This is a genomic window from Cobetia sp. Ld8 (assembly GCF_045066615.1).
GTDB classification, from domain to species: domain Bacteria; phylum Pseudomonadota; class Gammaproteobacteria; order Pseudomonadales; family Halomonadaceae; genus Cobetia; species Cobetia amphilecti.
Genome location: NZ_JBISHF010000009.1, coordinates 259,092 through 285,285, shown reverse-complemented (window position 1 = coordinate 285,285; position 26,194 = coordinate 259,092). Strand labels below are relative to the sequence as shown.

The window sequence follows — 26,194 nt, the reverse complement described above, 5'->3', positions numbered from 1 at the left end:
GCCCCGCAGCCACCTCGTAAGGAGGCGACTGCGGGGCGTTTCGTTTGGTCAATCAGACGACGCTGCGGCTATTTCAGCGACGTGCCAACTTAGAGACGTGCCAACTTAGCGACGAGTCAGTTCAGCGACAGGCTGTCTCAACGACGCGGTGCCGGCAACTGACGGTAGTGGCTCTGCCACATCAATACCGCCCCGGCGACGGCGCCCGGGATGAACAGCAGATTGGCCAGCGGCACCAGCGTCATGACGAACACCGCGGCGCCGAAGGTCAGTGAGGGCCACCAGCGCGCCTTGAGGCGCTGCTTCATGTCACCGAAGCTGACCTGATGGTTGTCCATCGGGTAGTCGAGATACTGGATCGACATGCTCCAGGCCGAGAACAGTCCCCACAACAGCGGCGAGAGCAGGTTCAGGCCCGGGATGAAGCCGATGATGAACAGCGCGATCATGCGCGGGATGAAGTAGCCCAGCTTGGCCATTTCACGCCCCAGCGAGTCGACGCCGATCTTCATCAGGCCACGGTCATCATCGATCAGGGTGCCATCCAGACGATGCTCGACCTTCTCGGCCAGAATGCCGTAGAAGGGCGCGGCGATCAGGTTGGTCACCAGGCTGAAGGTGAAGAACACCACCAGCAACAGACTCACTACCAGCACCGGCCAGATCAACCAGCTGAGCCACTCCAGCCAGGCCGGCACCTTGAGCATCCAGTAATCGATCCAGCCACCGAACTGGTTGAACAATACCCACAGCGTGATGCTGTAGAGCACCAGGTTGATCGCCAGCGGTACGAATACGAAGCGGCGCAGCCCGGGGGTATAGACCATGCGGGTCCCGCGGACCAGCGCCGATACGGCATCAATCATGCGACGTCCTCGTCATCTCAAAAGAACCGGCCAGCCAGCGGGCTGACCGGAGCCACACCCTAGCACTCCCGCCTGCGCGGCGCAGCTGTCGGCCGCCTGACACCGCTCGCGCTCCCACGACGCAATCGCCCCGCGACCTGCCGGTGGGCAGGTGCGGGGCGAAAGACGCTACACAGGGGCAGGGAAGCGCGTCAGCTCACTTCTTGTCCAGGTCCTGCGGCTTCAGGTCATGGGTATCGGTGTGACGCACATCCACGCCCTTGACCAGGAAGATGACGTACTCGGCCAGGTTGTCGGCGTGGTCACCGATGCGCTCCAGCGCACGCAGAATCCACATCACGTTGAGCACCGGGGTGATCTGGCGCGCGTCTTCCATCATGAAAGTCATCAGCGAGCGCATCGCGCTCTGATATTCCAGATCCACCGAGGCGTCTTCACGCAGCACCTTGAGGGCAAGGTCGGTATCGAAGCGCGCGAAGGCCGTCAGGGAGTCACGCACCATGCTGCGCACGTGCTGGCTGAGATGACGCACCTCGACCATGCCACGCGGGCTCTGGCCGTTCTCGACCAGCGAGATGGCGTTGCGTGCGATCTTGCTCGATTCATCACCGATACGCTCGAGATCGGAGGTGGCGCGGATGACGGCCAGCACCAGGCGCAGGTCGGAGGCCGCCGGCTGACGGCGGGCCAGCACCCGGGTGCACTCGTCATCGATCTTGAGCTGCATGTCGTTGACAGCCTTGTCGTTGTCGCGCACCCGCGTGGCGGTTTCACTGTCGCCTTCCAGCAATGCCGTGACGGCATCCTGCAGTTGTTTCTCTACCAGTCCGCCCATGGCCAGCAGGTGTGTCTTCAGTGCATCCAGCTCATGATTGAACTGCTCTGAGATATGCTTGCCGTGCGAATCGCTGGTGATATCCATTTCCCTCTCCCGGAAAGTCGCCCACCGAGTCAGGGGGCGTGACATGAATGACGTGACAAGTATGGCCCACTACTGACTGACACAGCGGGCTCCCCCTCAGCATGCCGACACTTGATTGCAGTTATGTTTCACCCATGGCGCAAAGGCGCTATCTGGCCGCCATCGTCAGCAATATCAGGGCGAAAAGGCTACCTGGCTACACGTTCGCGCATGAGCGCGCTAACCGAAACGCCCCGTGATGTAGTCTTCCGTCTGGCGGCGCCGCGGGTTGGTGAACAGCTGATCCGTCGGGGCGAATTCCACCAAGCGGCCCTCATGCAGGAAGGCGGTATCGTCTGACACCCGCGCGGCCTGCTGCATGTTGTGCGTGACGATGATCAGCGTCAGGCGCGAGCGCAGCGAACGGATCAGCTCCTCGATCTTGAGCGTCGAGATGGGGTCCAGCGCCGAGGCCGGTTCATCCAGCAGCAGCACCTCCGGCTCGACCGCCAGCGTCCGCGCAATCACCAGCCGCTGTTGCTGGCCACCCGAGAGCCCCAGCGCGCTGTCGTGCAGGCGGTCCTTCACTTCTTCCCACAGCGCCGCGGAGCGCAGGCAGGATTCGACCTTGTCATCGAGGTGGCGCTTGTCATTCTCGCCGACCAGCCGCAGCCCGAAGGCCACGTTCTCGTAGACCGACATCGGAAAGGGATTGGGCGTCTGGAAGACCATGCCGATCCGGCGGCGCAGCATCGGCACGTCCACGCCGCGCGCATGAATGTCCTCGCCCTCGAGCAGTACCTTGCCGGAAAGACGTGACTGTTCGTCGAGATCGGTCATGCGATTGAAGGTACGCAACAGGCTCGACTTGCCGCAGCCGGAAGGGCCGATGAAGGCCGTCACGCGCTTGCGTGTGATCTGCAGGCTGACATCCTCCAGTGCGCGACGCGTCTGGTTCTCCTTGCCGACACGTGCCTGATAATCGAGGCTCAGGTGGCGGGTTTCCAGGCAGATGTCCTCAGCCGGCCGCGCAGGCGTCTCCTGAAGAAACAACTGGGGCTTGGGCTGTTCAGAGTCACGCCTCATTCGGTGGCTCCCTTGTAACGTTGTGCCAGCATGTGACGCAGGCGAATGGCACTCAGATTGAGGCATAGAATCACGACCACCAGCACCAGCGCGGTCGCGTAGACCAGCGGCCGACTGCTGAAGGCGTCGCTGCTCTGGAAGGCCAGATCATAGACCTGATGCCCCAGATGCATGAATTTGCGGTCCAGATGCAGCCACGGGAAGCTGTCATCCAGCGGCAGGTCCGGGGCCAGCTTGACCACTCCGACCAGCATCAGCGGCGCGACTTCACCCGCCGCACGCGCCACGGCCAGAATCAGCCCCGTCATCAGCGCCGGCGAGGCCGCCGGAATCACCACGCGCTTGAGCGTTTCCAGACGTGTCGCCCCCAGCGCCAGCGCGCCTTCGCGCAGACGACGCGGCACGCGCGCCAGCCCCTCTTCCGTGGCGACGATCACCACCGGCAAGGTCAGCAGGGCCAGCGTCAGCGAGGCCCACAGAATGCCACCGGTCCCGAAGGTCGGCGTCGGCAGCCGCTCGGAATAGAACAGCTCGTCAATTCCGGCGCCCAGTCCATAGACGAAGAAGCCGAGACCGAACACGCCGTAGACGATGGAGGGCACCCCGGCCAGGTTGCGCAGCGCGATGCGCGTCAGGCGCGTCAGTCGCCCCTGATGGGCCACCTCGTGCAGATAGAGCGCCGCCATCACGCCGAAGGGCATCACCATGATCGACATCAGCACCACCATCAGCACGGTGCCGAAGATGGCGGGCCAGACACCACCGAAGCCCTCGGTGGGCGCGCCGGCCACGAAGTCACGGAAACGCTTGAAGGTCATCATCAGCCGGCCGCTGAAGCCCATCGCATTGGGCCGCCAGGCATTGCGGATATCATCGAGCGCGATGCGGCCTTCGTAGCCGCCATTGCCGCCCAGCAGCAACTGACCGCCCGCCAGCGCATCACGCAGGGCACTCAGCTGTCCTTCACGCTCGATGAAGGCGCTACGCACCTCTTCCAACTCCTCCTGCATCTCCTGCTCGAGCTCAGCGTCCTCTTGAGTCTGCGCCGCTGCACCGTCAGCAGTGGCGCTGCGCCGGGATGCCAGAGACTGCTGCAGCGCCTGATAGCGACTGCTCAAGGCTTCACTGTCCAGGCGCAGTGCCTGCAACTGGCGCCGCTCGCTCTCGATCATCTGCAGGCGGGCAAACAGTGGCTCGGCGTCCTCGGACAAGGGCCGGGCAGGCCCGTCGTCGACTTCGGGCGTGTGGTCCATCTCCCCTGTCATCGGGTCACTCAGCGCCCGTGGCATGCCGTAGAGAGTGCGCCCGTCGCGCATTTCCAGCATCAGCGCCTGGCTGGGGAAGGTCATCCTGTCGAGCAGCGTCTCCGGCAGCCACTGCCAGCTGGCCGCGGCCCCGTCACGTGAGGATGTCTGCAGCAACCACCATTGCTGGCGAGCGTCATCCCCCTCGCCCGAGGCGACACGGCGCATCTCCTCGTGCATCAGCTCGCCGAGCAGATGGCGATTGTCGGCCGCCGGCTCACCGCGCGTGGTGGTCAGGGCCGTGGGACTCTGGCCCGGCTGCGCCGTCAGCTCCACCTCGACCAGCCGTGAGGGCCAGAAGTGACTGAAGGAGCCCACCACCAGCAGGCTGAGCAGGCCCAGCACCAGCACCAGCGAGACACTGACCGCCATGGCATTCAGCCAACCCCATGGGCCGCCGTCGCGCCAGTAGCGCTGCAGGCGCCCGACCAGCGGCTCGCGCGGGCGCAGCAGTGAGGAGCCGGCGCGATTGGTGTCAGGGTGACTCATCCCCAGCTCCCCTGATTGGGCGGCGTGAAGCGCTGTCGCAGCACTTCCGCCAGCGTATTGACCACGAAAGTGAAGACGAACAATGCCAGGGCAGCGAGGAACAGCAAGCGGTAGTGGCTGCTGCCGACCTCGGCCTCCGGCAGCTCGATGGCCAGGGTCGCGGCCAGTGAGCGCAGGCCCTCGAACAGGCTGGCATCCACCAGCGGCGTATTGCCGGCCACCATCAGCACGATCATCGTCTCACCGACGGCGCGCCCCATGCCGATCATCATCGCCGAGAACAGCCCGACGGCGGCGGCAGGCAGGATGACGCGGCGCAGGCTCTGCCATGGCGTCGCGCCAAGCGCCGCGGAGCCGGCGGCCAGACCGCGCGGCACCGACGAGAGGGCGTCCTCGCTGAGCGTGAACAGGGTCGGCATCACCGCCAGCCCCAGCGCCATGCCGGTCACCAGGGTGTTGCGCTGGGCGTAATCGATGCCGTAGTGGCTGAACAGCCACTGACGGAGGTCGCCGTCGAACCACCACTGCTCGACCTGGCCGGCGATGGTCACATCCAGCCACAGCAGCACGAACAGCAGCGGCAACAGCCCGAAGGCCGCCATGTTTTCCGGCAGCAGATTGCGCCATACGCGCGGCGACAGGGTCCACAGGAAGCCGGCCACCATGGTGCCCAGCGGAATCAGGACCAGCCCCAGCAACACCGCCATCAGCTCACGCTCGACGAAGGGTGCGACCACCAGCGCGGCGATGAAGCCGATCACCACGGTCGGCAGCGCCTCCATCATCTCCAGCAGCGGCTTGATGCGGGAACGCTGGCGCGGCGCCATGAAGCAGGCGACATGGATGGCACAGCCGAGCCCCAACGGCACGGCAAACAGCAGCCCGACCAGCGCCGCCTTGAGCGTGCCCCACATGATGGGCACCAGCGACAGACGGGGTTCGTGGGTACCGGTGCTCTCCAGCTGCCAGATCCACTCCGGCGCTGCGCGTCCCTCATACCAGACCTTGCCGAAGATGGCGTCGAGCCCGACGGCCTGATGCGGGTCGTGTATCGCAAGCCCCGCATAGGCCTTGCCGAGCGCCCCCAGCGGCGCGTCCTGAGCGAGCTGACCGGGCGGCCTTGCCTCCCGGGCCGCCGATGCCAGCAAGCGGCGGTCATCATTGTCAAATTCCAGCGCCACGCCTGCCGCGACCCGGGCGGCATCCAGCCAGTCCAGCACCTGACGGCGACGCTCGCTGGTGGCCAGATAGAGGCCAAGGCGGCCGTTGGCGTCCAGCGCGGCAAAGCCGAGGCTGTGATGGGCGGCCGCCATCGTCACCACCGGCGCCGACAGGCCACTGTCAAAGACGCCGGCCTTGACCAGCGGCTGCGCGTGCGCCGGCAACAGGTAATGGCTCAGGCCACCGGCGGCGTCCCCGACGATCAGGCTTCTGCCGCCACGCAGGACGCTGATCGCGGTGATCGCCGGCGACGACGCGGAGGCAGAAGAGCTCACAGCGTGATGTGCCAGCTTGCGCGCCAGCGGCTTGGTCCCGGTGGAGGCCTCGCTCAGTTGCCACTGGGTGAAGCCATCGCGGTCAGCGGTGACCAGCAGACGTCCCTGCTGCGAAGACAGCCTGGCCGGGCCCGGCAACCACTGCTGCTGCCACTCGGAGAGCGGAGTCTGGCTTGCTGCATCGTCATCCAGCGCGCCTGCGGAGGCGTGTGGCGACGACAAGGCCAGACGCGCCAGCCACAGGCCATCGCCCTCCTCGTACGGAATGCGCAGCCACAGCTGGTCACGGCTGAGCACCAGGCTTGCCTGGCGGCGCTCAAGCCCTGCGGGTACCTCGATGGCACTGCCGCGCAGGCGCACGCCCGCGGCGGACTGCTGAACCACCTGCAGGCGATCATCCGCGAGCCACACACCCGCCAGCGGCGAGGTGCGCGAATCCACTGTCGAATCATCACTGGCCAGCACGAGAGGCAGCCCGTCACGCGCGGCAAGTGGCATGTCAGGCAAGGCGCTCAGCCCGTCAGGATCGGACAGCCAGTCAGGGTCGCTTAGCCAGTCAGGATCGGTCTGCGCGGCAGGCATCTGCTGGTCGCTCACTTGCTGTTCGAGCGCTTGTTGAGGAAGCGACGTGACGCTGGCGGGCTTGAGCAGCGGCCACGACACGCTGACCAGATAGGCCAGCATCACGACGACGATGACCATCACGCCCAGCCCGGCCGCTGTCAGCCACAGACTGGCAAGACGGTCATGCCGCAGACGACGACGCTGCATTCGGGAGGCATCAACTGCCGACATGAAATATCACCACGAAAGGATTTGCGCCCTGGAGTGTCGACTCCGCAGACGCATGAAGCGGGTATGGCACCGAGATTATGTCCAAGTGATGACAGAGAGATGACAAAGGCGAATCAAAGGGCATCCACATCCTCCAGCCCCAATTGCTGACGCCAGTGCAGCAGCTGCTTTTCCGGCAGTGGCACATAGCCACCGCGCAGGATGGCCTGCTGGCCCTGGCGCGACATGATCAATGACAGGAAGGCCTGCTCCAGCGCCGGGAGCGGCTCGTCAGGCACGCGATTGACGTAGATGTACAGCGCGCGGGTCAGCGGATAACGGCCATCGCGAATGCTGGCCCGGCTCGGGAAGACGGCGTGGCCACCCGCCTCACGGCTGACGGACAGCTGCTTCACCAGCGGCGAAGAGGTGCTGAAGCTGGCATAGCCGATGCCATTGGGTGAGGAGCCCACCGCACCGATGATGGAGGCCGAGCCCGGCTGTTCACTGACATCGAGGCGGAAGTCGCCATCGCACAGCGCGATACGGCGGAAGGCGCCGTAGGTGCCCGAGGTGGCACTGCGCCCGAAGCGCGTGATCTGGCGGTCATTCCACTCATCACTCAGCCCGAGCTGGCCCCAGCGATTGGCCGCCTGGCCACCACAGTTGTGCGTGGCGGAGAAGATGGCATCCAGCTGCGCGATGCTGATCTCCTCCAGCGGATTGCTGCGATGCACGATGATGCCCATCGCATCCAGCGCCACGGGCACGCCCAGCGGCGGATAGCCGAATTCACGCGTGAAGTCCTGACGCTCCTGATCGCTCATCGGGCGCGACATCAGGCCGATGCGAGTGGTGCCGGCGATCAATGCCGGCGGTGCCGTCGAGGAGCCCGCGGCCTGCAGCTGCACGCGCACCCCCGGATGATAGCGGCGCAGCTGGGCAGCCCAGCGTGTCACCAGCACCGACAGGGTATCGGAGCCCACCGCCGTCAGGTTGCCCACCACCCCGGACACCGGGCGATATTCGGGCACCTTGTCGGCCAGTGCCGGAGCCGAGAGCGTCGAGAGCCCCAGCAGGCAGGCAAGCGACATCAGCCGCAGCGACGGCAGCCCTGAGTGCAGGCGGGGCACGCATGAGGAGGACACGTATGAGGAGGACACGGATGACCCGCGACGCGGCGCGAACACGGCGCGAAAGCCTGAACGGACAAGCGACCCGACGGAAACTGACATGGCGACTTCCCACCAGAGAATGAACAAGATGACGATGCGACACGGAGCTGGCCACGGCTTGCCACGCCCGTGGTGACGGGCACGCGACGGTGAATCAAGGCGGCCCGTGCAGCATGGCGAAAGACAGCGAGTATCCGTCATTGCTGCGTTGAGGAACGATACTCCATGCTGCAGCGCAAAAAATCTCCTGACAGTCCCTTGTCAGTGAGGACAGTGCTTTGCCCGCCGGAGTAGGATACAGGAGATGATGAAGCCGCTGCGGCTCATCCGCCATGGTCTGCGTCGCGCTGATGCTATCGATGGCACCCGGTGACTTTCTTCGGCGATTGCCGAAGTGTCCTGTATAAGGCCCCCTGTGCCAGGCAGCGCCCTGCGCCAAAAGACGCACCTTTTCAGACGCAAGGGTGCAGAAATGAAATGACCATTTTATAACAACAAGATAGCGAGTCATGACATGCAAGCTCTGGATGATATCCCGACGCCGAACGGCACACTGACGCTCAAATTGATCGCCCAGCGCCAGGACACCAATCTCTATGGCGACATCAGCGGCGGCTGGCTGATGCACCGCATGGACGAGGCCTGCGAGCTGGCCGCCGGGCGCGTCGCCCATGGGCGCACTGCCACCGTGGCCGTCGAAGGCCTCGATTTCCTGTCGCCGGTGCGAATCGGCTCGGTGGTCAATATCTTCACTCAGGTGGCCGAGGTCGGGCGCAGTTCGATCAGGCTCGCCGTCGAGGTCTGGATCCGCCCGCCGCAGGAGCGCAATCAACACGCACTGACCAAGGTGACCGAAGCCTGCTACGTGATGGTGGCGCTCGATGACAATGGCCGCATCCGTGCCGTGCCGGAGCAGGCCAGCACCGCCATCATCGAGGAGCAGGACTGATCCTGAGCAGGACTTAGCCAGGCGCCTCACCTCTCTTCCTGTCAGCCACACGCCAAGAAAAAGCCGCCCTCTGGGGCGGCTTTTTCGTCAACAATCAGTCACGCACTCAGACAGTGCGGCAGACAGTCCGAAAGAGGCACGCTCAGGCTTCGCCCAGCACTCGTCCACGCGCATCCAGATAGGCTTGCTCACCGATACGCGACCAGGGGGCGACCTGCTGCTGGAAGGCGCGATAGGACTCATAGACGCGCCTGGCGTCCTCATCCTTGGCGATGAACTCGTCCAGCACCTCGTTGGAGGCATCGAACAGCGCCGCATAGACGTCCTGGGGGAATTCACGCAGCTCCACACCGTGCTCCTCGACCAGCGAGGTCAGCGCGGTGGCGTTGCGCAGCGCGAATTCATCCACCATGGCGTGATTGGCGATTCTGGCCGCCTGGATCACCACCTGCTGCAGGTCTTCCGGCAGTGCCTGCCAGGCCTCGAGATTGACGGTGCCTTCGAGGATCGCGGAAGGCTCGTTCCAGGCCGGCGAGTAATAATACTTGGCCACCTGATGCAGGCCGAAGGCCAGATCATTGTAGGGGCCGACCCAGTCGGTGGCATCGATCACGCCGGTTTCCATCGCGGTGAAGATCTCGCTGCCCGGCAGATTGACCGCGCTGGCGCCGATGCGATTCATCACTTCGCCCGCCAGCCCCGGCAGGCGGATCTTCAGGCCCTTCATGTCCTCGAGACTGTTCACTTCCTTGTTGAACCAGCCGGCCATCTGGGTACCGGTGTTGCCCACCGCCAGCGGCTTGAGGTTGTGGCGCGAGTAGATCTCGTCCCACAGCTTCATGCCATCGCCGTGATACAGCCAGGCGTTGGTCTCGGTGGTGTTCATGCCGAAGGGCACGGCGGTGAAGAACTGGGCCGCGGGCACCTTGCCCTTCCAGTAGTAGGAGGCCGAATGGCCCATCTGGGCGGTACCGGAGGACACGGCATCGAAGACTTCCAGCGCCGGCACCATCTCGCCGGCACCATAGACCTTGACCTGCAGGCGACCACCGGAGAGCTGACCGATCAGGCTGGCGAATTCATTGGCACCGGTGCCCAGTGCCGGGAAGTTCTTCGGCCAGGAAGTGACCATCTTCCAGTGGATGGTCTCGTCCTCGGCGGCATTGGCGGTGGACACGAAAGGCGCGGCGGCGAGACCGGCAGCACCGGCCCCCAGAGCAGAGAGAAAACGGCGGCGTTGCATGGGACTTTCCTTGTTCGAGTTGTGGGCAATGCATGACGCGGCATCAAGACAGCAGTTTGTCTGCCACTATGCCGCGACCCATGGTTGGCCCACAACTGCACCAAGGCCGTAATGGCGAACGAATACCGCGCCCCCTGTGCCGCTTTTCATTTCTTGCCAGCGCCCGCTGTCAGCGCCTCATGGCTGCGTCTGCCATCAGTGCAGGATCAGCTCAGCACTTCCAGCTTGGCAAAGCCCAGCACCAGCCACTTGTCGCCTTCGCCCTCGAAGCTGATCTGCACGCGCGCACGCTCGCCCTGGCCTTCGGCATTGATGACCACGCCTTCCCCGAACAGCGGATGCCGCACCAGGCTGCCGAGCGAGAGTGCCGGCATGTCGCCATTGGCCTCGACACTCTCCTGACGCGGACCGGAAGGACGGCGATTCGGCGTGGCGCGCTGGGTCGAGACCGGTCGCGAGACCTGGCCACGCAGACGCACCTCTTCCATCAGCTCTTCCGGCAATTCACGCAGGAAGCGCGACGGCCGCTGGAAGGTCTCCTTGCCGTGCATGCGACGCAGCTCGGCGTAGGTCAGGTAGAGGCGCTGCATGGCGCGGGTGACACCGACGTAGCACAGGCGACGCTCTTCCTCGAGACGCCCCGGCTCTTCCAGCGACATCTTGTGCGGGAACAGCCCCTCCTCGACCCCGGCGACGAACACCACCGGGAATTCGAGCCCCTTGGCGGAGTGCAGCGTCATCATCTGCACGCATTCCTCGCCTTCGGCGGCTTCGTGATCGCCGGCATCCAGCGCGGCTTCGGCGAGGAAGGGTTCCAGCGCCTCGGCCCCTTCGCTGGGGGCTTCCGGGTCCATGCGCTCGCCCTGACTGAAGGCACGGCAGGCGTTGACCAGCTCCGAGAGGTTCTCGAGGCGCGCCTGGCCCTTCTCGCCCTTCTCGGCGGCGTGATGCTCACGCAGGCCGGAGACGTGGATGACGTGCTCGACCAGCTCATGCAGCGCCATGCCGGCGGTGTCGTTGTCGAGGCCATCGATGATGTCGGCGAAGGCACGCACTGCGGTGGCGGCGCGTCCCTTGAGGGCGCCATCGGAGACCGCATCGCTCATCGCCTGCCACATGGTCAGGTTGCCGTAGCGTGCGCGCTCGCGCAACTGCTCGACGGTGCGCATGCCGATGCCACGCGCCGGCACGTTGATCACGCGCTCCAGGGCGGCATCGTCCTCGCGGTTGTTCATCAGGCGCAGATAGGCGAGCGCGTTCTTGATCTCGAGACGCTCGTAGAAGCGCTGGCCGCCATAGATGCGATACGGCATGCCCTGGCGGATCAGTGTCTCCTCCAGCACGCGTGACTGGGCGTTGGAGCGATACAGGATCGCGATCTCGTCGCGGCTGTAGCCATGCTCGTTGACCAGCTCACGGATGGTGTCGGCGATGTAGCGCGACTCGTCGATGTCATTGAAGCCGGCATAGACACGAATGCGCTCGCCGCGACCGCTGTCGGTCCACAGCTCCTTGCCCATGCGCCCGCCGTTGTGGCTGATCAGGGCGTTGGCGGCCTCCAGAATGGCACTGGAGGAGCGGTAGTTCTGTTCCAGACGCACCACGCGGGTGTTGGCGAACTCCTCGGTGAAGCGCTGGATGTTCTCGACCCGCGCGCCACGCCAGCCGTAGATGGACTGGTCATCATCGCCGACCACGGTCATGCACTCGCGATCACCGGCCAGCAGCTTCAGCCAGGCGTACTGCAGGGTGTTGGTATCCTGGAACTCGTCGACCAGCAGATGGGCGAAGCGCTCGCGGTAATGCGCCAGCAGGTGCGGCGTATCGCGCAGCAGCTCCAGCGAGCGCAGCAGCAGCTCACCGAAATCGACCAGACCGCCACGCTCGCAGGCGAGTTGATAGAGCTCATACATCTCGACCATCTTGCCCATGTAGGCATCGCCATGGGTCTGCACCTGATGGGCGCGCAGACCTTCCTCCTTGCAGCCGGCGATGAAGTACTGGACCTGCTTGGGCGGCCAGCGCTCGTCATCGACGTTGTGCTCCTTGAGCAGCCGCTTGACCATGCGCAGCTGGTCATCGCTGTCGATGATCTGGAAGTGCTCGGGCAGGCGAGCCTCCTGCCAGTGGGTGCGCAGCAGACGGTGACTGATGGAGTGGAAGGTGCCGACCCACATGTGGCGCAGGCTGCTGCCATTGAGCGCCTCGAGACGCGTGCGCATCTCCCGCGAGGCCTTGTTGGTGAAGGTCACCGACAGGATGGCGTAGGGCGAGAACTGGTATTGGTCCATCAACCAGGCGATGCGGTGAACCAGCACGCGGGTCTTGCCGGAACCGGCCCCCGCCAGTACCAGCATGTTGCCCGGCGGCGCGGACACGGCCTCACGCTGATGCGTGTTGAGGTGATCGAGGAGGGGCGATTCGGACATGCAGGGCTCACCACAGGGCAGAGGAGTCGAGGAGCGGAGCAGCGTGAGATTCGCTGCCCCTGTTCAGGCATCCACCTTATCACAGCGGCCTGCCCTGCTCTTCCCCGCGCCGGCCTTCCTTGCACATACGTGCCTTGCACTTGCCTTCAAGACAGATGATGCCCGGGTAGTGCTCAGTGGGTATCGAAGTCGTGGTCGTCGATGCGCAGGGTGGCGAGGCTCTTCTTGACCGCCTCCAGCTGCTCCTTGAGCTTGGGTCCACGCGCCTTGGCGACACCGACCGCCAGCGTATCGACGATCACCAGGTGCGCGATACGCGAGCTCATCGGGGTGTAGATCTCGGTGTCTTCGTGCACATCGATATGCAGCGGCAGCGTGACTTCATCCGCCAGTGGCGAGCCACTCGGACACAGCCCGATGACGGTCGCGCCGGCGTCCCGCGCCAGACGCACGCTGGCGATCAGCGCCTTGGTGCGGCCGGTCTGGGAGATGGCCACCACCACGTCGCGCGGCCCCAGCGTCACCGCTGACATGTTCTGCATGTGCGGGTCGGTGTAGGCGGCGGTGGAAATCTGCAGGCGGAAGAACTTGTGCTGGGCATCGTGAGCCACGGCACCCGAGGCACCATAGCCGTAGAACTCGACCCGACTGGCGGAGGCCAGCGAGTGGATGGCGCGCGCGACGGCTTCGGCATCCAGACGGTCACGCACCGACAGCAGGGTGCCGATGGTGGAATCGAACAGCGAGTGCGAGAACTCGGCCACGCTGTCGGAGTCATTCATGGAGAACTGGGCGAACTGGGTGCCGGTGGCGAGGCGTTGCGCCAGCTGCAGCTTGAAATCCTGGAAGCCGGCAAAGCCCATTGCCCGACAGAAACGCACGACCGTCGGCTCACTGACCGATGACTCGCTGGCCAGATCGACGATCCGCATGTGAATCACTTCCTCCGGATGGCGAAGGACATAGCGTGCGACCTTTTGTTCAGAGCGGCGGAAATTCTCCATCCGGCTCCTCAGGTCGTCGAAGATGGCATGGCTCACGGCACACTCCTTGCAGACTTCATGGGCATGCCTGAGCTTACGTCATCCCCCCAGGGGTGTCGCCTGCACAGGCAGGCGATAGTCACAATTTTGTCAAGTGAGCTATAGTAAAACGGTGTGGCGCCAGTGAAAGCCCACATCCTTTGGATGCCATGGAGGTCGAATCATGCGTAATTCAGAGCAGGTAGATACGCTCAAGAAAGAGCTTCTCGATATTTTCATGACTCTCGGTGCCGACGAACATCAGGCCCGCAAGAAACAAAGCGCAGTCCGCCATCTCCGCGCCCGTCGTGGAATAGAATTGCACAACGAAATCAAGCGCCTAAGCGAGGATTTAAGCGACATCGAAGTGCTGGAAATGGATACTGAAAGCGATATCGACACCCACTGATTCCAGGCGGGGAGGCGATACGCTCCCCGCCGATCAGTGATGTTTTCACGCTCTGATCCGCCAGGGTTCGGGCTCCATGCGACACCTTCCACCATCTCTTTCGAGCATGGTCGTACCCCCCTCTCGCGCAATTTCAGCACCATCACCCCTGACTGAAGTGCCTTCTGCGCTGTCATGCCCGGTGTCCTGCTCATCAATCCCGAAATATTCGTTTTTTCTCACCTCATTTTCCGCCCCACCGCTCTTCTTTTGTTTGTCACATTTCTCCTCTATCGCGTGCCGCCATCATCCTTGATGCACCATTTCAGTGCATATCCGCCGCCATGCGCCCCTCAATACCTGTAACCAGGCTCACGCCTGATGGCGACTTTCCCTCTCGGAAAGGATGAATCTTCTACGTCAAACACATGACAGACGACGGCCACGCAGCGCAACGCTACCCGGCCAGGACGCCTGCCAGGCAAGCGCGCGACCGGGTTGAGATTCTCCAGGCTCAGAAACAGGAAAGGCCCGCCGGATGGCGGGCCTTTCGCATTGCCTGCCATGACAGGCCTGAGACAAGTCATGGCAAGTGTTTCACGAGATCTCTCTATATCTCTCGAGATCTCACTAGACCTACAGGCTGGACGCGAACACCACGACCACACCGATCGGGGCGATATAGCGTGCCACGAAGCTCCACAGCGAGAAGGCCGAGTCACTCATGTTGAGCTGGCTGCGCACTTCGTCACGGCCCATGAACCAGCCGACGAAGACGATGGTCGCCAGACCGGTCAGCGGCAGCATCAGCTTGCTGGTCGCGTAGTCGAGCAGGTCGAAGATGGTCATGCCTTCGAACTTGGCGAACATGCCCAGCGGCGCCACGTCACTCCACAGGTTGAAAGACAGGATGGTGGCGATGCCCAGCAGCCAGGTGGCGATACCCGCGACCCAGGCCGAGCCGACGCGAGACATCGGCGTCTTCTCTTCCAGCCATTCGACGATGGGCTCCAGCAGCGAGATGCCTGAGGTCCAGGCCGCGAATACCAGCAGCACGAAGAACACCACGCCGAAGACTTCACCGCCCGGCATGTGGCCGAAGGCCAGCGGCAGGGTCTGGAAGATCAGGCCCGGGCCCGCGGCGGCGTCAAGGCCGTTGGAGAACACCACCGGGAAGATGGCCAGACCGGCCAGCAAGGCGATGACGGTATCCAGCACCACCACGACCAGCGCGGTACGCCCGATATTGACGTCATCGGACAGGTAGGAGCCGTAGGCCATCATGATGCCCATGCCCAGTGACAGGGTGAAGAAGGCATGCCCCATGGCCGCCAGCACGCCATCCTTGTCGAGCTTGGAGAAGTCCGGCGTCAGCAGCCAGGCAGCGGCATCAGCGAAGCCATCGGTGGTGGCGGCGTAGCCGACCAGCACGATCAACATCACCGCCAGCAGCGGCATCAGGATCTTGGCGGCACGCTCCAGGCCACCGGCGACCCCGCCGGCCACGACCAGGATCACCATCAGCATGAAGGCACTGTGCCAGGCCAGCAGTGTGGTCGGGTCCCCCAGCAGACCGCCGAACAGGCTACCGGCCGTGTCAGAGGTCAGGGTTTCGAAACTGCCACTGGCCGCGTCGGCGATGAAGGCCAGCGCCCAGCCGCCGATGACGCTGTAGAAGGACAGGATCAGGTAGGCGCCGAGCACGCCGGCCACCCCGATCAAGACCCAGGCGGGACTGCGTTTGAGCCGGGCACTGATGTGGCTCATGGTCGAGATGGGGTTCTTCTGCCCCAGACGACCCAGCAGCCATTCCGACATCAGGATCGGCAGACCGATCAGCAGGATGCAGATCAGATAGACGAGGACGAAGGCACCGCCGCCGCTCTCACCTGTCATGTAGGGGAATTTCCAGATATTGCCCAGACCGACGGATGAACCGACGGCAGCCAGGGTAAAGGCCAGGCGAGAAGACCACTGTGCGTGGGAATGCGGTTTGGATGACATGTGAATCCCTGATTCGTCGCGAGGGTGCCAGTCGCTGGTAGCGACTTCGGGCACCTTGTTGTGCTTGTTGCATCATGCTGCCAATGCGGACGGATCATCCGTGGCCAACACGATGGCGTCGCAGGATCACTGCTGTGGTGCTCCCGGCATTCACGCTGACCGGGTAGGTCGTGGGGAATGACAGGCAAGTGCCGATAGGCACGCCGGAACGGGCAGACTGCCCATCTCCGGTAAATATCGCCGCGGTAACGGCAACATGTGGCTAAAGCTACTCGATTGAGGGGCCATCTGCCAGCAAGCCACCATCAGACCATGGCCTCACAGGAGAAACCTCACGGCCAGGTGGAGCGTCAGAACAGGCTGCCCTGCCCCTCTCCCGGAAAGGCCCCGATCAAGGGGCGGTCCAGTTTCGCCAGCACCTGGTTGGCCAACAGGCGTGCCAGCGCGGGCGCTGCCTTGTTGTCCGGTGTATGTACAAAGAGAAACGGGCTTTTCCCCTGACTTATCCACAAGAAAAGTCGCTCTACCCAAGGAGCGAACAGTGCCCGGTTGGTGGCTTCATCGTAATGACCGATGAAGCGCACCACGGGATGTTGTCCGCTGGAGAACACATGCAATGGGCGGTGAGGCTTTTCCGAGCGCGCCACCGCAAGGCCCGGATGCGCGGTGGTGGGGCCACTGAAGAGTGGACGCACATCCAGCATCACGCGATCGACTGCGTGAGTTATCAACAAGCGATTCAACTGTCGTTCCGCCTCGCCCTTGGCGAAGAATACCGGGTCGCGGGGCTCCACCGACCAGGCAAGCCCTGCTCCCTTCACCGACTGCAGGAATTGCTCGAGGCGTGGCAGGACTTCCGCCCCGAGGTCACGCGGTAGCTGAATCATGATCGGACCGAGGCGGTCCTTTATCGGCGCCAGGCAATCGAGAAATTCCGCCAGCTCGTGCTCGATGCCCTGAAGGCGCAATTCATGAGTCAGTCGACCCGGCAACTTGAAGCAGAAGCGAAAATTGGCCGGCGCCTGACGAGCCCAGCTGGCGATGGCAGCAGGCGTGGGTTGGGCATAGAAGCTGGTATTGCCCTCGACGCTATCGAAGACCCGGGCGTAATCCGCCAGATGTTCCCGCGGGCCGCTGCCCGGCAGCAGACTGCCACGCCAGTCGTCATTGGCCCACATCGCGAGCCCGAGATGAAGATGCCCCGCCGAGTGCGAGGCATCCGACGGTGCGGAGGCTGCATGAAAATGGTGCATGAAGAGGCCAGAACTAGAGGAATATAAGGGTCAAATAGCCAACAAACCGAAGAATATCGTCTGCCAGAGCGACGTAAGCACAATAAAAACTGTCATCACGGCGTGCTATGGTCCGCATCCTGCATGACACGTCAGCAGGCGGTCCACCCACCGCCCTGACTCCGCTTCCTGCCAGCCACAAGCCGCGCCGGAAGACACTCTTGTTGACTGCCCATACCCCGGAGCCTGTCATGACTGCTTTCCAACGACTCATTCTGCGCGCCAGCGGCAGCCGCTCACGCGCGGCAAATGCCATCACCCTGCGCAGTCTGATCACGCTCATCGAGGGCTGCCTGCTGGTGGCGCTCGGCGTACGCCTGCTGCAGGCCGGTGGCCTGCTGGTCAGTGGCACTGCCGGCATGTCGTTACTGGGTGCCGACCTGACAGCACTGAGCTTCGGCAGCCTGTTCTTCCTGATCAACCTGCCCTTCTACGGCCTGGCCTGGAAACAGCTGGGGCTGAATTTCACCCTGCGCACGCTGGGCTGCGTCAGCCTGCTCTCCGTGCTGTCCGATGTGCTGGCGGTCAGCTTGCCGCTGGGCGCCGTCAGCCTGCCGGTCGCAGCGATTGCCGCAGGCCTGTTGATCGGCCTGGGCATCACGCTGCTGTTTCGCGAGAACGCCTCGCTGGGCGGCCTGAACATTCTGGCGCTGCATCTGGAGCGACGCTTCGGCATCCATGCCGGTCGCACCACCTTCGCCTTCGACCTGCTGCTGATCGCGATCGCCGCGCTGGTCTACCCCTGGCCACAGGTCATCTGCTCGGCGCTGGCATTCGCGACACTGTCCTTCGTGCTGGGCCGCTACCATCGCCGCACGCCTCAGACCGCACAGCCTGCCTCACCGGCGCATGACAAGCAGGTGCAGACGGCTCACTAGCGGCGACCGCGTCCCCCATTGGAGGGACCGCTACCCTTGTACGAGGCGCCCTTGCCAGCCGGGCTGTTTTTCCCCGAGCTCGTGTTGCCGTAACTCTTGCTGCTGCCGCCCTTGTTGGCAGCGGTCTTGCTGTTGGCAGAGCCCTTGTTGACAGAGCCCTTGCTGTTGGCCGCGCCACGCTCATTGCGGCCATCATTGGCATTGCCACGCGTGCGCGGCTTGAGTCCGCTGGCAAGCTTGCCGGCGCCGCCCGCACTCTTGCTGGAATTCCTGCCGTCGCTTCTGCCTTCCAGATTGCCACGCCCCGTGGTGCGCTCGTCAGAACGCTCGCGACGCCCTGTACCCTCTTGCTTGGCTCCTGCCTGAGGAGCACCTGAACGCTGACCCGGATGGCGTTGATCAGCGCCGCGCTGACGCGTCTCGCGTTTATCAGGGCTGCGCTGGCCGGATCCGCTCTTGCCACCTTCCTGACGCCGAGTCCCGCTACGCCGGCCAGCGTCCGTATCCTGGGCGGCGCGCTGATGGCGCGCGGCCGTCGCGTGCTGGGAAGGAGGCGGTGCCGCCGCCAGGCGCGAGGCTTCCTCAGTGCCGCTGGAGCCCTCGATCATCTGCTGGATATCCGCCATCTCGCGCTGGGTGAGATACCGCCATTCGCCGACTCCCAGCCCGTCCAGGCTGACATTCATGATGCGCACCCGCTTGAGCTTGAAGACCTCATAGCCCAGCGCCTCACACATGCGACGGATCTGACGGTTGAGGCCCTGGGTCAAAATGATGCGGAACACATAGGTCGAGATCTGCTCGATGCGACACGGCTGGGTCATGGTGTCCAGAATCGGCACGCCAGCGGCCATGCGCTTGAGGAAGTCGCCGTTGATCGGCTTGTCGACCCGCACCACGTATTCCTTCTCGTGGGCATTGCCGGCACGCAGGATCTTGTTGACGATATCGCCGTCACTGGTCAGGAAGATCAGGCCATCGGAGGGCTTGTCGAGGCGACCGATCGGGAAGATGCGCTTGGGATGACCGATGTAATCGATGATGTTGCCATCGACATGGCGCTCGGTGGTACAGGTGATGCCCACTGGCTTGTTGAAGGCCAGGTAGACCGCTTCCTGCTTGGCTTTCAATGGCTTGCCATTGACCAGCACCTCATCGCCCGGCGCCACCTTGGTGCCCATCTCCGGCACCACCCCATTGATGGTCACTCGCCCATCGGCGATGTAACGGTCGGCCTCGCGCCGCGAGCAGAAGCCCGTTTCGCTGATGAACTTGTTGAGGCGGGTAAGCGATGCGTCGCGATCAGTCATGGCAGGTCACGTGCGTGCGCCGGGCGATGAACGCGCAGCGGACGGAAGGGGATAAGAAGGCAGGCGCACAGGATACCAAAAACGGCAGCCCTGAGGCTGCCGTTGGCACAATGAGACTGGGCTCATCTGCTGCTGCGCCAGATATGGCGCAGCAGTCTTGCATCGCAAATTACTCGACCGTGACACTCTTGGCCAGGTTGCGCGGCTGATCGACATCGGTGCCCTTGAGCACGGCGACGTGATAGGACAGCAGCTGCAGCGGCAGGGTGTAGAGAATCGGCGCCAGCACTTCGCTGACATGCGGCATGCGCAGCACGCGCACGCCTTCGCTCTCTTCAAGGCTGATGTTCTCATCAGCGAACACGTAAAGCTCGCCGCCACGCGCGCGCACTTCCTGCAGGTTCGACTTGAGCTTCTCGAGCAGCTCGTCGTTCGGTGCCACCGCCACTACCGGCATGTCGGCATCGACCAGTGCCAGCGGGCCATGTTTCAGCTCACCCGCCGGATAGGCCTCGGCGTGGATGTAGGAGATTTCCTTGAGCTTGAGCGCGCCTTCCAGTGCGATGGGGAACTGGGTGCCACGCCCGAGGAACAGCGCATTGTGCTTGTCGGCGAAGGCCTCGGAGAGACGCTCGATCTCGCTGTCCATGGCCAGTGCCTTGGTGACCAGCGACGGCAGCTGACGCAGCTCGCGCACCACCTCGGCTTCACCGGCCTCATCACCGCCACGCACACGACGCAGCGACAGTGTCAGCAGCATCAGTCCGACCAGCTGGGTGGTGAAGGCCTTGGTGGAGGCGACGCCGATTTCCGGGCCGGCCATGGTCATCAGGCTGAGGTCTGATTCCCGCACCAGCGAGCTGCCCGGGACGTTGCAGATCGCCAGACTGCCGAGGAAGCCACCCAGCGACTGGGCATAACGCAGCGCGGACAGCGTATCGGCGGTCTCGCCGGACTGGGACAGAGTGACGAACAGGGTGCCATCGGCGACCACCACCGGACGGTAGCGGAACTCGGAGGCGACCTCGACCGCCGCCGGAATGCCGGCCAGACGCTCGATCCAGTAACGCGCGACCATGCCGGCGTGGTAGCTGGTACCACAGGCGACGATCTGCACCTGCTTGACCTGGCGGAAGAGGTTTTCCGCCTCGCTGCCGAAGCTGCGCACCAGCACGTGATCACCGTTCAGGCGGCCTTCCAGCGTGGCGGCCAACACACGCGACTGCTCGTGGATCTCCTTGAGCATGAAGTGACGATAATCGCCCTTGGAAGCGGCATCCTGCGCGTGCTCGAAGGTCTGCACCGGACGCTCGTTGGCCTCGGTGACCAGACGCTCGCCCTGCTCGAAGATCTCGATCTTCTCGGCGGTCATGCGCACCAGATCGCCTTCCTTCAGGTAGATGAAGCGATCGGTGACCTGCAGCAGCGCCAACTGATCGGAGGCCAGGAAGTGCTCATCGATCCCGACACCGATCACCAGCGGGCTGCCCTGACGCGCGCCGATCAGCACGTCCGGCTGGGCGCGATGCACCACGCCCAGCGCGAAGGCGCCATCGAGCAGCCCCACGGCCTTCTGCACCGCGGTCAGAAGGTCCTGACTCAGGGTGTATTCCCGCGCCAGCAGGTGGGCGACGACCTCGGTGTCCGTCTCGGAGGTGAAGACATAACCCTGACCTTCCAGCTCGCGCTTGAGGGTCTCATAATTCTCGATGATGCCGTTGTGGACCACGGCCAGGCTATCGCCGGACTGGTGCGGGTGAGCATTGGCTTCGCTCGGCGCGCCATGGGTGGCCCAGCGGGTGTGCGCGATGCCGACACGGCCCTTGAGCGGAGCTTCCTCGAGGCGGCTCTGCAGCGCCCCGACCTTGCCCAGCGCGCGCACGCGGTTCAGGCGACCCTCTTCGGAGAGGACGGCCATGCCCGCGCTGTCATAACCACGGTATTCGAGGCGATGCAGGCCCTCGAGCAGGATGTTCTGGACGTTACGACTGGCGACGGCGCCGACGATGCCACACATGAGCGATCTCCTTATGCAGTTGCTGGCTCGATGAGCGGGGCGATCAACACCTCGACGCCATGAGCACGAATCTGGTCACGCGCAGCATCAGGCAACGCGTCATCGGTTATCAGGGTACTGACGCTGGACCAGGCCAGCTCCAGATTGGGAATGCGGCGGCCCAGCTTGTGGGATTCCGCCATCACCACCACTTCACGCGACACCTCGGCCATCACGCGCGACAGGCCGATCAGCTCGTTGAAGGTGGTGGTGCCACGCTCGAGATCGAGACCATCCGCGCCGAGAAACACCTGATCAAAGTCATAGCTGCGCAGCACCTGCTCCGCCACCTGGCCTTGGAAGGAATCGGAGTGCGGGTCCCAGGTGCCGCCGGTCATCAGCAGCACCGGCTCGTTTTCCAGCTCGCGGATGGCATTGGCCACGCTCAACGAGTTGGTCATCACGATCAGGTCATCCCGGCCCTTTAGCTCGGGAATCAACACCACCGTGGTGGTGCCACTGTCGATGATGATGCGCTGATGGGCGCGGATACGGCTCGCGGCGAGACGGGCGATGGCCTGCTTGGCGGCGCTGACCGGCTCGTCATGCACCAGCAGCTCACGCGGCATGGCCACGGCGCCGCCATAGCGTCTGAGCAGCAGGCCACTCTTCTCGAGGAAGGCCAGGTCCTTGCGGATGGTGACCTCCGAGGTGGCAAGCTCCCGCGCCAGTGCCTCGACACTGACCTCACCGTCACGCGCCAGCTGATCAAGGATCTGGTGACGCCGTTGTGGTGTCAGTCGCTTTGACATCGGGGACTCCCATAAAGTTTCGAACCGAAAGATAAGAGAGATGAATCGAAACATCAAGTGAAAGACGCTAGAGGATGAGACGATTCACTCCCGGCAGGTCGTCCAGCACAATCAGCTGTGACGAAAAACGGGGAGACACCTGTCGGTGCCTCCCCGCCGGTGATGCTCATCTCCCCTCAGGGGCAAGCATCGCTACCACAACTGCCGATCACAGCTGCCGATCACTTCTTGGTCGGACGCGGCCATTCCGGCTTGTCGATACGCTTGCCACGCGCCACGCTCAGCGCGCCCTCGGCGACATCGCGGCTCAAGGTAGAACCGGCACCCACGGTGGCACCGGCACCGATCTTGAGCGGTGCCACCAGCGCCGAGTTGGAGCCGATGAAGGCATTGGCGCCGATTTCGGTGCGGAACTTGTTGGCACCATCGTAGTTGCAGGTGATGGTGCCGGCGCCGACATTGACGGCCTCACCGAGGGTGGCATCGCCGACATAGCTCAGGTGATTGATCTTGGCATCGACACCGACCTGGGCATTCTTGGTCTCGACGAAGTTGCCGATGCGTGCGCCACGCGCAAGCTCGGTGCCCGGACGCAGACGCGCGAACGGACCGACGTTGTTGTCGCCTTCCAGCACGGCGCCGTCGATGACGCTGTGCGGCGCGATGTTGGCGCCGGCCCCGATGGTGGCGTTGCGGATCACGCAGTGGGCGCCGATGACCACATCATCGGCCAGGGTGACGTCGCCTTCGAAGATGCAGCCGACATCGATGCTGATGTCAGTGCCGATGGTCAGCTTGCCGCGCACGTCGATGCGTGCCGGATCGGCCAGGCTGGCGCCTTCGGTCATCAGGCGGTTGGCCTCACGACGCTGGAAGGCACGCTCGAGATCGGCCAGCTGCAGGCGGTTGTTGACGCCCTGCACTTCCTCGACCGCCGCCGGCTGGGCGGTGGCGATGTTGACGCCTTCGCTGGCTGCCATGGCGATGATGTCGGTCAGGTAATACTCGCCCTGGGCATTGTCGGCGGACAGCGCCGGCAGCCAGCGCTTGAGCTGAGCACCGGTGGTGGCGAGGATACCGGTGTTGCCTTCCTGGATGGCCAGCTGCTCCGGCGTGGCATCCTTGTGCTCGACGATGGCGCTGACGCGGCCTTCGGCGTCACGCACGATACGGCCATAGCCTGTCGGGTCTTCCAGAATCACCGTCAGCAGGCCCAGAGTCTGCTCACTGACTTCGGCCAGCAGCGCTTCGAGGGTCTCGCGACGAATCAGCGGCACATCGCCATACAGGATCAGCACCTTGCCATCACCGATGGCGTCCAGTGACTGGGCCACGGCGTGGCCGGTGCCCTTCTGCTCTGCCTGCACCGCGAAGCTGGCGCCGGTATCGGCCAGCTGCTGCTGAACGCGCTCACCACCATGACCGATGACGACATTCAGATGCGCACCGTCCAGGCCTGCAGCGGTGTCAGCCACATGACGCACCATTGCCTTGCCTGCCAACGGGTGCAGCACCTTCGGCAATTTGGAACGCATGCGGGTGCCCTGGCCTGCGGCAAGAATGACGACGTCGGTACGCTCTGCGCTGCTCATCGGTGAACTCCTGTAGAAAGCGGGTCTTCATACCTGAAGCCCTGAAAATAGTGGCGCCATGATAGCAGCTGATCCGTGACCTGCCAGTGACGAGGTTTACCCACGGGACTGTCGCCGAGAACAGACCCGAGAAAGTAGCAGTGCTCCCGCAAGAGCTCTCAGCCAACCGGCTCAGCGCTCAAGGTGCTGACGGATGAGCACGCTCAACCTTGAATCGCGCCAGGCTACCCCAGCGGCAAGACGGGTAATCCCCTGGTGACGAGCACAAAAAAAGGCGACCCGAAGGTCGCCTCTTTCCTGTCACTGGCCGTCATGGCCCAGTGCATCTCAGCGCGTGTGACGACGCATCTGCTGCACGGTGCGCAGCTTGGCCATCGCCTCGGCCAGTTCGGCCGTGGCGCGTGAGTATTCCAGTTCGGAAGCCTGGTCGTTCATGGCCTTCAAGGCCACTTCCTTGGCTTCCTGGGCTGCCGCCTCATCCAGATCGTCGGCACGTACTGCGGTGTCGGCGAGGACTGAAACGAGGTTCGGCTGCACTTCGAGGAATCCGCCACTGACGTAGTAGATTTCCTCGGCCCCACCCTGACGCTGAACGCGAATCGGGCCGGGTTGCAGCTCGGTCAGCAGCGGAGCGTGACCCGGCATGATGCCGAGGTCACCTTCGCTGCCGGCAGCCACGAGACGCTCGACCAGGCCGGAAAAGATGCCTTTCTCAGCGCTGACGATGTCGCAATGGACGCTCATAGCCATACCTGTTTCCTCATGCCTGAACAGGGAAATTACATGCCCTTGGCTTTCTCGACAGCTTCGTCGATGGTGCCGACCATGTAGAACGCCTGCTCCGGCAGTGCGTCATATTCGCCGTCCAGGATACCCTGGAAGCCGCGGATGGTGTCCTTGAGGGACACGTACTTGCCCGGCGCGCCGGTGAAGATTTCCGCAACGAAGAACGGCTGTGACAGGAAGCGCTGGATCTTACGCGCACGTGCCACGGTCTGCTTGTCTTCGTCAGACAGCTCGTCCATCCCGAGGATGGCGATGATGTCTTTCAGCTCCTTGTAGCGCTGCAACACACCCTGAACGTTACGGGCAGTGTTGTAGTGCTCTTCGCCAACGACCAGCGGGTCGAGCTGACGAGAGGTGGAGTCGAGCGGGTCAACGGCCGGATAGATACCCAGCTCGGCAATCTGACGGGACAGTACGACAGTCGCGTCAAGGTGCGAGAAGGTGGTCGCCGGAGACGGATCGGTCAAGTCATCCGCGGGGACGTAAACGGCCTGCACGGAAGTGATCGAGCCAGTCTTGGTAGAAGTGATGCGTTCCTGCAGGACGCCCATCTCTTCCGCCAGAGTCGGCTGATAACCTACCGCGGACGGCATACGACCCAGCAGTGCGGACACTTCGGTCCCCGCCAAGGTGTAACGATAGATGTTGTCGACGAACAGCAGAACGTCACGACCTTCGTCACGGAACTTCTCGGCGATGGTCAGACCGGTCAGTGCCACGCGCAAACGGTTACCCGGCGGCTCGTTCATCTGGCCATAGACCAGGGCAACCTTGTCGAGAACGTTGGATTCCTTCATTTCGTGGAAGAAATCGTTACCTTCACGAGTACGCTCACCCACGCCCGCGAACACGGAATAACCGCTGTGCTCGGTGGCGATGTTGCGGATCAGCTCCATCATGTTGACGGTCTTGCCGACACCGGCGCCGCCGAACAGACCGACCTTGCCGCCCTTGGCGAACGGGCAGACCAGGTCGATGACCTTGATGCCGGTTTCCAGAAGCTCGTTGGACGCTGCCTGTTCCGCGAAGCTCGGGGCTGCACGGTGAATCGGCATGTGCTCTTCAGCACCCACGTCGCCAGCTTCGTCGATCGGCTGACCCAGCACGTTCATGATGCGACCCAGAGTCGCCGTGCCGACCGGCACGGAGATCGGAGCACCGGTGCTCTCAACTGCGAGACTGCGCTTGAGGCCTTCGGTCGAACCCATTGCGATAGTACGGACCACGCCGTCACCCAGCTGCTGCTGGACTTCGAGTACGGTCTCGCTATCGGCGACGTTCAGGGCGTCGTAGACCTTGGGCACTGCGTCCCGCGGAAACTCGACGTCAATCACCGCGCCGATGATTTGTACGATACGTCCGCTCATTCCTGGTTCCTCTTAAACCTGCGATTGAAACCTGC

At 63.6% G+C, this 26,194-nt stretch carries 21 protein-coding genes; 3 read left to right on the top strand and 18 right to left on the bottom strand.

The features are described from left to right. Nucleotides 1-137: 137 nt before the first annotated feature. From cysZ to ACJJV2_RS17430, 7 genes are all read right to left on the bottom strand, one after another. Complete coding sequence (cysZ, locus tag ACJJV2_RS17460) at nt 138-866, bottom strand: sulfate transporter CysZ (protein WP_043331739.1); 729 nt, start codon at nt 864-866, stop codon at nt 138-140. A 196-nt stretch (nt 867-1,062) separates the two neighbouring features. Then, a complete protein-coding gene (phoU, locus tag ACJJV2_RS17455; protein ID WP_043331737.1) occupies nt 1,063-1,788 on the bottom strand; it encodes a phosphate signaling complex protein PhoU in 726 nt (241 codons plus the stop codon). A gap of 219 nt (nt 1,789-2,007) precedes the next feature. Beyond that, nucleotides 2,008-2,853 (bottom strand): phosphate ABC transporter ATP-binding protein PstB, encoded by an 846-nt coding sequence (gene pstB, locus ACJJV2_RS17450; RefSeq protein WP_279836528.1) that lies wholly within the window; start codon nt 2,851-2,853, stop codon nt 2,008-2,010. Then, nucleotides 2,850-4,646 carry a phosphate ABC transporter permease PstA gene (gene pstA, locus ACJJV2_RS17445; protein ID WP_405282372.1) on the bottom strand — a complete coding sequence of 599 codons (1,797 nt, stop codon included), beginning with the start codon at nt 4,644-4,646 and terminating at the stop codon, nt 2,850-2,852. Before pstA ends, pstB begins: the two co-directional genes overlap by 4 nt. Continuing rightward, nucleotides 4,643-6,937 carry an ABC transporter permease subunit gene (locus ACJJV2_RS17440; protein ID WP_405282370.1) on the bottom strand — a complete coding sequence of 765 codons (2,295 nt, stop codon included), beginning with the start codon at nt 6,935-6,937 and terminating at the stop codon, nt 4,643-4,645. Before ACJJV2_RS17440 ends, pstA begins: the two co-directional genes overlap by 4 nt. 113 nt (nt 6,938-7,050) lie before the next feature. Further along, on the bottom strand, nt 7,051-8,049 hold the full coding sequence (locus tag ACJJV2_RS17435) for a PstS family phosphate ABC transporter substrate-binding protein (RefSeq protein ID WP_405282368.1): 999 nt from the start codon (nt 8,047-8,049) through the stop codon (nt 7,051-7,053). Between the two features lie 196 nt (nt 8,050-8,245). Next, nucleotides 8,246-8,602 (bottom strand): hypothetical protein, encoded by a 357-nt coding sequence (locus ACJJV2_RS17430; RefSeq protein ID WP_405282366.1) that lies wholly within the window; start codon nt 8,600-8,602, stop codon nt 8,246-8,248. Nucleotides 8,603-8,605: 3 nt separating this feature from the next. Here ACJJV2_RS17430 and ACJJV2_RS17425 point away from each other — a divergent pair, with 3 nt between their 5' ends. After that, on the top strand, nt 8,606-9,040 hold the full coding sequence (locus ACJJV2_RS17425) for an acyl-CoA thioesterase (RefSeq protein ID WP_054556356.1): 435 nt from the start codon (nt 8,606-8,608) through the stop codon (nt 9,038-9,040). Between the two features lie 142 nt (nt 9,041-9,182). Here ACJJV2_RS17425 and ACJJV2_RS17420 read toward each other — a convergent pair whose 3' ends face one another. The 3 genes from ACJJV2_RS17420 to hexR all read right to left on the bottom strand — a co-directional run bounded on the left by ACJJV2_RS17420 (nt 9,183) and on the right by hexR (nt 13,752). Then, nucleotides 9,183-10,283: a TRAP transporter substrate-binding protein gene (locus tag ACJJV2_RS17420; protein WP_405282364.1), complete on the bottom strand. Its 1,101-nt coding sequence runs from the start codon at nt 10,281-10,283 to the stop codon at nt 9,183-9,185. A 206-nt stretch (nt 10,284-10,489) separates the two neighbouring features. Further along, nucleotides 10,490-12,712 (bottom strand): DNA helicase II, encoded by a 2,223-nt coding sequence (gene uvrD / locus ACJJV2_RS17415; protein ID WP_043331731.1) that lies wholly within the window; start codon nt 12,710-12,712, stop codon nt 10,490-10,492. 173 nt (nt 12,713-12,885) lie between these two features. Continuing rightward, on the bottom strand, nt 12,886-13,752 hold the full coding sequence (gene hexR / locus ACJJV2_RS17410; protein WP_043331730.1) for a transcriptional regulator HexR: 867 nt from the start codon (nt 13,750-13,752) through the stop codon (nt 12,886-12,888). A 166-nt stretch (nt 13,753-13,918) separates the two neighbouring features. Between hexR and ACJJV2_RS17405 the strand changes: the two genes are divergently transcribed. After that, nucleotides 13,919-14,143, top strand: a complete 225-nt coding sequence (locus ACJJV2_RS17405; protein WP_043331728.1) for a PA3496 family putative envelope integrity protein — start codon at nt 13,919-13,921, stop codon at nt 14,141-14,143. Nucleotides 14,144-14,758: 615 nt separating this feature from the next. On the opposite strand, the gene ACJJV2_RS17400 is transcribed toward ACJJV2_RS17405, so the two are convergent. Further along, nucleotides 14,759-16,126, bottom strand: coding sequence for a sodium-dependent transporter (locus ACJJV2_RS17400; RefSeq protein WP_043331727.1), 1,368 nt, complete (start codon nt 16,124-16,126; stop codon nt 14,759-14,761). 350 nt (nt 16,127-16,476) lie between these two features. Further along, nucleotides 16,477-17,379, bottom strand: a complete 903-nt coding sequence (locus ACJJV2_RS17395) for a DUF72 domain-containing protein (protein WP_405282360.1) — start codon at nt 17,377-17,379, stop codon at nt 16,477-16,479. 230 nt (nt 17,380-17,609) lie between these two features. Here ACJJV2_RS17395 and ACJJV2_RS17390 point away from each other — a divergent pair, with 230 nt between their 5' ends. Then, nucleotides 17,610-18,296, top strand: coding sequence for a YitT family protein (locus ACJJV2_RS17390; protein ID WP_082388683.1), 687 nt, complete (start codon nt 17,610-17,612; stop codon nt 18,294-18,296). Here ACJJV2_RS17390 and rluF read toward each other — a convergent pair. The 6 genes from rluF to atpD all read right to left on the bottom strand — a co-directional run bounded on the left by rluF (nt 18,293) and on the right by atpD (nt 26,159). Continuing rightward, nucleotides 18,293-19,606, bottom strand: a complete 1,314-nt coding sequence (gene rluF, locus ACJJV2_RS17385) for a 23S rRNA pseudouridine(2604) synthase RluF (protein WP_405282359.1) — start codon at nt 19,604-19,606, stop codon at nt 18,293-18,295. The genes ACJJV2_RS17390 and rluF overlap by 4 nt on opposite strands. 169 nt (nt 19,607-19,775) lie before the next feature. Beyond that, entirely contained in the window at nt 19,776-21,623 is a 1,848-nt protein-coding gene (gene glmS / locus ACJJV2_RS17380; RefSeq protein ID WP_405282358.1) for a glutamine--fructose-6-phosphate transaminase (isomerizing), read from the bottom strand. Nucleotides 21,624-21,634: 11 nt separating this feature from the next. Further along, nucleotides 21,635-22,414 (bottom strand): DeoR/GlpR family DNA-binding transcription regulator, encoded by a 780-nt coding sequence (locus ACJJV2_RS17375; RefSeq protein ID WP_043331724.1) that lies wholly within the window; start codon nt 22,412-22,414, stop codon nt 21,635-21,637. Nucleotides 22,415-22,635: 221 nt separating this feature from the next. Next, nucleotides 22,636-24,006, bottom strand: coding sequence for a bifunctional UDP-N-acetylglucosamine diphosphorylase/glucosamine-1-phosphate N-acetyltransferase GlmU (gene glmU / locus ACJJV2_RS17370; RefSeq protein ID WP_405282357.1), 1,371 nt, complete (start codon nt 24,004-24,006; stop codon nt 22,636-22,638). A gap of 327 nt (nt 24,007-24,333) precedes the next feature. Then, nucleotides 24,334-24,756, bottom strand: coding sequence for a F0F1 ATP synthase subunit epsilon (locus tag ACJJV2_RS17365; RefSeq protein ID WP_054556360.1), 423 nt, complete (start codon nt 24,754-24,756; stop codon nt 24,334-24,336). A 29-nt stretch (nt 24,757-24,785) separates the two neighbouring features. Continuing rightward, complete coding sequence (atpD, locus tag ACJJV2_RS17360; protein ID WP_043331716.1) at nt 24,786-26,159, bottom strand: F0F1 ATP synthase subunit beta; 1,374 nt, start codon at nt 26,157-26,159, stop codon at nt 24,786-24,788. Nucleotides 26,160-26,194: the final 35 nt, after the last annotated feature.

Bases quoted from the DNA above. Each gene is read 5' to 3' on its own strand.
- cysZ (WP_043331739.1), bottom strand. From the start codon at position 866: ATGATTGATGCCGTATCGGCGCTGGTCCGCGGGACCCGCATGGTCTAT.
- phoU (WP_043331737.1), bottom strand. From the start codon at position 1,788: ATGGATATCACCAGCGATTCGCACGGCAAGCATATCTCAGAGCAGTTC.
- pstB (WP_279836528.1), bottom strand. From the start codon at position 2,853: ATGAGGCGTGACTCTGAACAGCCCAAGCCCCAGTTGTTTCTTCAGGAG.
- pstA (WP_405282372.1), bottom strand. From the start codon at position 4,646: ATGAGTCACCCTGACACCAATCGCGCCGGCTCCTCACTGCTGCGCCCG.
- ACJJV2_RS17440 (WP_405282370.1), bottom strand. From the start codon at position 6,937: ATGTCGGCAGTTGATGCCTCCCGAATGCAGCGTCGTCGTCTGCGGCAT.
- ACJJV2_RS17430 (WP_405282366.1), bottom strand. From the start codon at position 8,602: ATGACTCGCTATCTTGTTGTTATAAAATGGTCATTTCATTTCTGCACC.
- ACJJV2_RS17425 (WP_054556356.1), top strand. From the start codon at position 8,606: ATGCAAGCTCTGGATGATATCCCGACGCCGAACGGCACACTGACGCTC.
- ACJJV2_RS17420 (WP_405282364.1), bottom strand. From the start codon at position 10,283: ATGCAACGCCGCCGTTTTCTCTCTGCTCTGGGGGCCGGTGCTGCCGGT.
- uvrD (WP_043331731.1), bottom strand. From the start codon at position 12,712: ATGTCCGAATCGCCCCTCCTCGATCACCTCAACACGCATCAGCGTGAG.
- ACJJV2_RS17405 (WP_043331728.1), top strand. From the start codon at position 13,919: ATGCGTAATTCAGAGCAGGTAGATACGCTCAAGAAAGAGCTTCTCGAT.
- ACJJV2_RS17400 (WP_043331727.1), bottom strand. From the start codon at position 16,126: ATGTCATCCAAACCGCATTCCCACGCACAGTGGTCTTCTCGCCTGGCC.
- ACJJV2_RS17395 (WP_405282360.1), bottom strand. From the start codon at position 17,379: ATGCACCATTTTCATGCAGCCTCCGCACCGTCGGATGCCTCGCACTCG.
- ACJJV2_RS17390 (WP_082388683.1), top strand. From the start codon at position 17,610: ATGACTGCTTTCCAACGACTCATTCTGCGCGCCAGCGGCAGCCGCTCA.
- rluF (WP_405282359.1), bottom strand. From the start codon at position 19,606: ATGACTGATCGCGACGCATCGCTTACCCGCCTCAACAAGTTCATCAGC.
- glmS (WP_405282358.1), bottom strand. From the start codon at position 21,623: ATGTGTGGCATCGTCGGCGCCGTCGCCAGTCGTAACGTCCAGAACATC.
- ACJJV2_RS17375 (WP_043331724.1), bottom strand. From the start codon at position 22,414: ATGTCAAAGCGACTGACACCACAACGGCGTCACCAGATCCTTGATCAG.
- glmU (WP_405282357.1), bottom strand. From the start codon at position 24,006: ATGAGCAGCGCAGAGCGTACCGACGTCGTCATTCTTGCCGCAGGCCAG.
- ACJJV2_RS17365 (WP_054556360.1), bottom strand. From the start codon at position 24,756: ATGGCTATGAGCGTCCATTGCGACATCGTCAGCGCTGAGAAAGGCATC.
- atpD (WP_043331716.1), bottom strand. From the start codon at position 26,159: ATGAGCGGACGTATCGTACAAATCATCGGCGCGGTGATTGACGTCGAG.